Origin of the sequence: Marinobacter sp. S0848L, from assembly GCF_023016065.1 — a bacterium.
Lineage (GTDB): Bacteria > Pseudomonadota > Gammaproteobacteria > Pseudomonadales > Oleiphilaceae > Marinobacter.
Genome location: NZ_JALKAQ010000032.1, coordinates 1 through 422, shown reverse-complemented (window position 1 = coordinate 422; position 422 = coordinate 1). Strand labels below are relative to the sequence as shown.

Below are 422 nucleotides of genomic sequence, written 5' to 3'. Positions count from 1 at the left end.
TGGGTTAGTCAGTAAAGTTTGGTGGAGCTAGGCAGGATCGAACTGCCGACCTCCTGCGTGCAAGGCAGGCGCTCTCCCAGCTGAGCTATAGCCCCGTCTGCTTGTTCAGCTTTCGTGACTCGTCGTTGCAGCGTTCGTTCGCGTCGGTCATGATCCATCGAGGATCACTCCCTCACTCACTCTCACTGCGCCTAGATTCACAAAACCTGTCCGGCGCATCCGAGATCGCCTTAACTTCAAGGCGTACTCGTAAATTGTTCAGATCCAGGCATCGAGGGGCGCCGCATAGCCTGCTATGCAAGTCGCTCGATAACGCAGAGCTGAGCAATTTTGGTGGGTCTGGGTGGACTTGAACCACCGACCTCACCCTTATCAGGGGTGCGCTCTAACCACCTGAGCTACAGACCCGGTTTTGCTTGTCA

General features: G+C 55.7%; 2 tRNA genes. Both read right to left on the bottom strand.

From position 1 onward, the window contains the following. Positions 1–19: 19 nt before the first annotated feature. Positions 20–95 (bottom strand) — tRNA-Ala (locus MWU64_RS15360). A gap of 236 nt (positions 96–331) precedes the next feature. Continuing rightward, a tRNA-Ile gene (locus MWU64_RS15355) sits at positions 332–408 on the bottom strand. Positions 409–422: the final 14 nt, after the last annotated feature.